Source organism: Nesterenkonia massiliensis (genome assembly GCF_000455245.1).
In the GTDB taxonomy this organism is placed as follows: Bacteria; Actinomycetota; Actinomycetes; order Actinomycetales; family Micrococcaceae; genus Nesterenkonia; species Nesterenkonia rhizosphaerae.
In genome coordinates this window covers 14,456-20,081 of record NZ_HG005173.1, presented here as the reverse complement: position 1 = coordinate 20,081, position 5,626 = coordinate 14,456, and the positions used below count along the sequence as shown (strand labels likewise).

Annotated in this window: 6 protein-coding genes; 4 read left to right on the top strand and 2 right to left on the bottom strand. The window is 63.3% G+C overall.

Features of this window, described 5'->3' with window-relative positions:
* On the bottom strand, positions 1-293 hold a 293-nt coding region (locus TX78_RS11275; protein ID WP_199765283.1), incomplete at its 3' end, for a hypothetical protein.
* A 183-nt stretch (positions 294-476) separates the two neighbouring features.
* The gene (locus TX78_RS11270) at positions 477-758 is read right to left on the bottom strand and encodes a hypothetical protein (protein WP_044496339.1); all 282 of its coding nucleotides are present in this window, start codon (positions 756-758) and stop codon (positions 477-479) included.
* A 531-nt stretch (positions 759-1,289) separates the two neighbouring features.
* Here TX78_RS11270 and TX78_RS11265 point away from each other — a divergent pair.
* The 4 genes from TX78_RS11265 to pheT all read left to right on the top strand — a co-directional run.
* Complete coding sequence (locus TX78_RS11265; RefSeq protein ID WP_044496338.1) at positions 1,290-1,814, top strand: gamma carbonic anhydrase family protein; 525 nt, start codon at positions 1,290-1,292, stop codon at positions 1,812-1,814.
* A gap of 47 nt (positions 1,815-1,861) precedes the next feature.
* A complete protein-coding gene (locus TX78_RS11260) occupies positions 1,862-2,467 on the top strand; it encodes a TIGR03085 family metal-binding protein (RefSeq protein ID WP_044496335.1) in 606 nt (201 codons plus the stop codon).
* Positions 2,468-2,576: 109 nt separating this feature from the next.
* Complete coding sequence (gene pheS / locus TX78_RS11255) at positions 2,577-3,668, top strand: phenylalanine--tRNA ligase subunit alpha (RefSeq protein ID WP_044496334.1); 1,092 nt, start codon at positions 2,577-2,579, stop codon at positions 3,666-3,668.
* Positions 3,669-3,675: 7 nt separating this feature from the next.
* Positions 3,676-5,626: phenylalanine--tRNA ligase subunit beta (gene pheT / locus TX78_RS11250; RefSeq protein WP_069956281.1), on the top strand; the 1,951-nt coding region annotated here is incomplete at its 3' end.

Here is a 5,626-nt window from a genome sequence, read left to right as displayed (position 1 = left end):
CCGCCAGAGGCAGTAGCGCCCTCGGCGGGGCCCGTTCCCATGAAGGCAGCATCAAGGTTCAGCGGAGTCTCTAGCGGAGTGGGAGTAGCCACCACCGGCAGGACCCCGGGTGCGAAGAAATCGACCGGCCCCCACTCCTGACGGGCATGGTCTGCAGCAGCTGGTGTTGAGCTCCGCGGCGTTCTCGCAGCAGAGCTGAAGAAGAACTCCGCAGCGGCACCCAGCACTGACTCTGCCAGGCTTCCCCCGGCACGAGCCCGCCCTGCAGCGCGTGCTGCTGCGTTGATGTCCATACTTCAACCCTAAAGACAGGGCCTGACACCAAACTCGGTCAACTGGTCAACATATGACGGTGAGGTTGACCGGTGCTGCGGGACGACTCCTCGGTCCGGAAGAAAACGGTGGCGCTGAAGACCTTGAAAGTCTCCAGCGCCACCGTTAAGACCACCTCATCCGATGGTCAGGAAGGGGTCGACTCAGCGCTTGCCGCTCGGGTGAGGCGCGCGCATGCCGTTACCGGCTGCCCGGGTGAGTTCCAGGTGAGAGATGACCCAGTGGTCGGCGTCGGCTCGCATGATCTCGGAGATCGCTGAGCGACCGTCGATGATGACCTCGGCGCCTTCCCGTGCGGTCAGAGTCTTAGGCGCCTCCTCGGTGCCCGCATAGGCCGGGTTGATGCGAATGGTGCTGGACGGCTGGTAGGTGCCCTCCAGCAGTTCCACAGCCTGCCCCGGAATGACGTGTTCGATTGCCGTCATGATGTCCAGCGGGGATTCGGCAGTGCCGTTCCCCCTCGGAAGAACCTTCCGGGCTCACAATCAACGGGTCATCGTGGTGGAACTCGCGGACTGTTACCTGCACGGAGCGCGTGATGGGGCTCAGATCTGGGCCAGCGGCAGGGGAGTGTGTCGCAGCAACCGTAGAGGTTCCCATCGGCTCCATGAACCCCGCTTCGGGCAAGTGCGCGGCCATGACGCCGCCAAGAGTTCGTGTGCGACATCGTCTCGGATTGTTGACTCGATATATCCGTCATCAGCTTCCCTCAGGTATTGTCTGTCGGCTCACTCAAGCAGAGAGTGATACACCTCACACTATGAGGAAATTGTCGGTCCAGTGGTGCAGATCAAGCATCGAGCGATGCTTTTGATGGCCCAGGCATGCGAATCAACCCAGCCGGAACAACAAATAAATGCAGTTGGTCCGGATCGCCTTCTGGCATTATCGGAATGACCCGTGCGTACCGTATCCGCGACGGCGCTTGTGCAATCGACCATCTGGAGGAGTGAACCTTGGCCCACGTGCTCACTATCAACGGCAAGACGCCAACGATCGGACAAGGAGTGTTCCTCGCTCCCACGGCAGCAATCACCGGGGACGTGACCTTCGGCCACAACTCCTCGGCCTTCTACGGCGTCTCAGCTCGGGGAGATAGTGACCGAATAGAAATCGGCGAGGGCACCAACCTTCAGGACAACGTGGTGCTGCACACCGATGCTGGCTCGCCCTGTGTGCTCGGCGACGGCGTCTCGGTTGGCCACAGCGCCGTCGTTCACGGATGCACCGTCGGGAACCACAGCCTGATCGGTATGTCAGCCACAGTGATGAGTCGGGCGGTCATCGGGGCTGAGTCCCTGGTAGCGGCCGGGGCGGTCGTGCTGGAGGGAACTGAAGTCCCTCCCCGCTCGCTGGTGGCAGGAGTTCCGGCCAAGGTGCGCCGCCGCCTGACTGATGAGGAAGTGCGCGCTCTGCACGCCAATGCTGAGCGCTACCTCGGCTACAAGGATGCGCACCTGATGGCCCAGTCCGCCGACTGAGCACCGGAAACATTCCCGGGCTGTGGTCCCGGGCCTACACTGAGGCTGTGGAATCGACTGCAGCACGCGAGCGCCATTCACTGGCCACCGCGCTCTCCCAGGTCAGCCCGGATGCACCTACTCTGTGCCAGGGGTGGGCAGCCCGGGACCTCGCCCTGCACATCGTCACCCGCGATCGCAGGCCAGATGCGCTACTCAGCACGCAGCTTCCGCTGCTCAGTGGCCTGGGACGACGGCGCCTCGCACCTCTGGAAGCACTGAGCTACGACGAGCTGGTGGACCGAGTAGCGGAGGGTCCCGGACGCTGGTCACCGAGCAGCCGTCGAGTCGTCAACGACTTAATGAACAGTGCGGAGTTCTATATCCACACCGAAGATGTGCTGCGGGCTCAGCCTGATTACAGTCCGCAGCAGAAACGCCCGATCTCTGAGGCGCTGCGGCGAAAGCTGTGGAACCAATCAACCAAAACCTTCTTTGCGCTTGCCGCCCGGAAAAAGCGCCACAGGCTGACCTATCGGGCACCAGGATTCGGCCCGGTGACCCTCGGGCGCCGTGCAGACCCGCCGGCGTATATCGAAGGCGACGTCGAAGATCTCGTGCTGTGGGCTTCAGGGCGAGAGGGTGCCGCAGAGGTCCAGCTCACCACGGATTGAGACGAGCCGTGCTGAAGAATGAGACGAGCCGGGCTGAAGTCGGCAGGGCAGTCGCACACCGCATAAACTAGCGGGGATTGTCCAGCATCCATTCACGTACGGGAGCACAATGTCCACGCCCGAAAACAGCGAGGCAGAGAACCAGGGGGAGAGGGCCGACGTCGCCGCTCCCCATCCACTTGACGAGACCGCCGTTCAGCGGTGTGTCAGCGAGGCACTGGCAGCGTTCGACGCCGCCGCCGACCTGGAAGAGCTGAAATCAGCCCGCCTGGCCCACACCGGTGACAAAGCACCCATCGTGCTCGCCAACCGGCAGATCAAGGACCTCGCCAAGGAGGACAAATCCGCAGCGGGCAAGATCCTCGGCGCGGCCCGCGGGCAGATCCAGAAGGCCCTTGCTGCGCGGACCGAAGTCCTCGAGGCCGAGCACGCTGAACGGATCCTGGTGGAAGAGACCGTAGATGTCACCGCGGCTCCGCGGCGTCGTACTCTCGGTGCTCGCCACCCCCTGAACGTTCTGCAGGAGAAAGTCGCCGATGTCTTCATCGGCATGGGATGGGAAATCGCCGAAGGTCCCGAGGTCGAGTCCGAGTGGTTCAACTTCGACGCGCTCAATATCGCTCCTGATCACCCGGCGCGTGAAATGCAGGACACCTTCTACGTGGAGCCCCAGGACGCGCACCTGGTGCTGCGTACTCACACCTCACCGGTGCAGATCCGAGCCCTGCTGGATCGCGAGCTGCCGGCCTATGTGCTGTGCCCCGGCCGCACCTACCGTACTGATGAGCTCGATGCCACTCACACTCCGGTCTTCCACCAGTTTGAAGGCATCGCCGTGGACAAGGGCCTGACCATGGCTGATCTGAAGGGCACACTGGAGCATTTCGCTCGGCAGATGTTCGGACATGAAGCCAAGATCCGACTCCGCCCGGCATACTTCCCCTTCACCGAGCCCTCAGCTGAGATGGACGTCTGGGATGTCAACGCCAAGGGCGGTCCGCGTTGGATCGAGTGGGGCGGCTGCGGAATGATGAACCCCAATGTGCTGCGAGCCGCTGGAATCGACCCGGATGAGTACACCGGTTTCGCCTTCGGCATGGGCGTGGAACGTACCTTGATGTTCCGCAACGGCGTCCCGGACATGCGGGACATGATCGAAGGCGATATCCGCTTCAGCCAGCACTTCGGAATGGAGGTCTGAGGACCCAATGCGCATCCCACTTTCCTGGATTCGGGAATACACCCAGTTCCCCGCTGACGCGACAGCGGAAGACCTCATGGCCGAGCTGGTCAAGGTCGGACTGGAGGAGGAGGACGTCCACCGGCCCTCCGATCAGCTGACCGGGCCCATCGTGGTCGGCGAAGTGCTGGAGAAGCACCCTGAGCCGCAGAAGAACGGCAAGACCATCAACTGGTGTCAGGTCCGTGTCGCGCCACAAGGGCAGCCTCAGCCGCTGACCGGTGAAGGCATCGATCCCTCAGGCGTGCAGGGCATTGTCTGCGGTGCCCACAACTTCGAGGTCGGTGACAAAGTCGTCGTCACTCTGCCCGGTGCCGTACTTCCCGGGGACTTTCGCATCACTCCGCGCAAGACCTACGGGCATGTCTCGGCCGGAATGATCGCCTCGGTGCGCGAACTCGGCATCGGCGAAGATCACGACGGCATCCTGGTTCTTGGAACTCTCGGCCTGGACCCAGAGCCGGGCACCGATGCCATCGAGCTTCTGGGACTCGATGATTCGGCTGCAGAGATCAACGTGACCCCCGACCGCGGCTATGCCTTCAGCATTCGAGGTGTGGCCCGCGAGTACTCCCACGCCACAGCGACCAGCTTCACGGATCCGGCATTGCAGGTCACCGTCGGGGAGGTTGCGGCACCGGGCTATGAGGTCGTCCTGGAGGACCACGCGCCCATCTACGGCACCCCTGGATGCGACAGCTTCGTGGCACGGACTGTGACCGGCGTGAACCCGGACGCTCCGACCCCCACATGGATGGCCTCGCGTCTGCGGCTGGCGGGAATGCGTCCTATCAGCCTCCCGGTGGATATCTCCAACTACGTGATGCTGGAGCTGGGACAGCCCAACCACTGCTATGACGCCGATAAGCTCAGCGGCGCCATTCGGGTTCGGCGAGCGCAGGCCGGCGAGAAGCTGGTGACCCTAGATGATAAGGAACGTGAGCTCCATTCTGAGGATCTTGTGATCGCCGACGACGACGGCGCCCTCGGTATTGCCGGGGTGATGGGCGGTGCCCGCGCGGAGGTCTCCAGCAGCACCTCGACCATCGTGGTGGAAGCTGCGCACTTCGATCCGATCAGCGTTGGCCGTTCCAAGCGTCGCCACCGGTTGCCTTCCGAAGCGGCCAAACGCTTCGAGCGCGGCGTGGATCCGCTGCTTCCAGCCATTGCCGCACAGCGGGTCGCTGACCTTCTGGTGGAACTTGCCGGTGGTACTGATGCCGGAGCGGTGACTCAGGTGGGAGATCCGGCTCTTCCTGAGGTCATCGAGCTCAATACTGAGCTGCCCCAGCGTCTCACCGGTGTGCCCTACGGGCTGAATCAGATCACCGAGACGCTCAGCGCCATCGGCGCCGTGGTGGAGGCCCAGCAGAAGGGTGTGCTGCATGTGACCCCGCCCAGCTGGCGACCGGATCTGACGTTCCCCGAGTCGCTGGTGGAGGAGATCGCGCGCCTGGTCGGTTATGACCAGATCCCGTCGCGGCTTCCGGTGGCACCGGCTGGCCGGGGATTGACCAAGGCTCAGCAGCGTCGTCGTCAGGTGTATTCAGGTTTGGCTGCGGCAGGACTGACGGAGGTGTTGTCCTATCCGTTCCTGTCCGAGGAGGCCAATACCCTGTTCGGCCGACCCGAGGAGTCTGAGGAGCCCATGCCGGTGATCCGGCTGGTGAACCCTATTGCCAGCCAGTACCCCACGCTGCGTACCAGCATCCTGCCGGGGCTTCTGGATGCGCTGCGCCGCAATGTTTCTCGCGGCTTCGGGGATCTCGCCCTTTTTGAAGCCGGCTCGGTGTTTCTTCCCGGTGAGCAGCACGGCACCGCCGAGATCCCCGGCATTGGCGCTTACCCGGGTGAGCAGGCCATTGCGCAGCTGCAGGCCGGAATCCCGCACCAGCCCTTGCATGTGGCTGCCGCTTTCG

Coding starts and splice junctions, on each gene's coding strand:
- TX78_RS11270 (WP_044496339.1), bottom strand. CDS start 758: ATGACGGCAATCGAACACGTCATTCCGGGGCAGGCTGTGGAACTGCTG.
- pheS (WP_044496334.1), top strand. CDS start 2,577: ATGTCCACGCCCGAAAACAGCGAGGCAGAGAACCAGGGGGAGAGGGCC.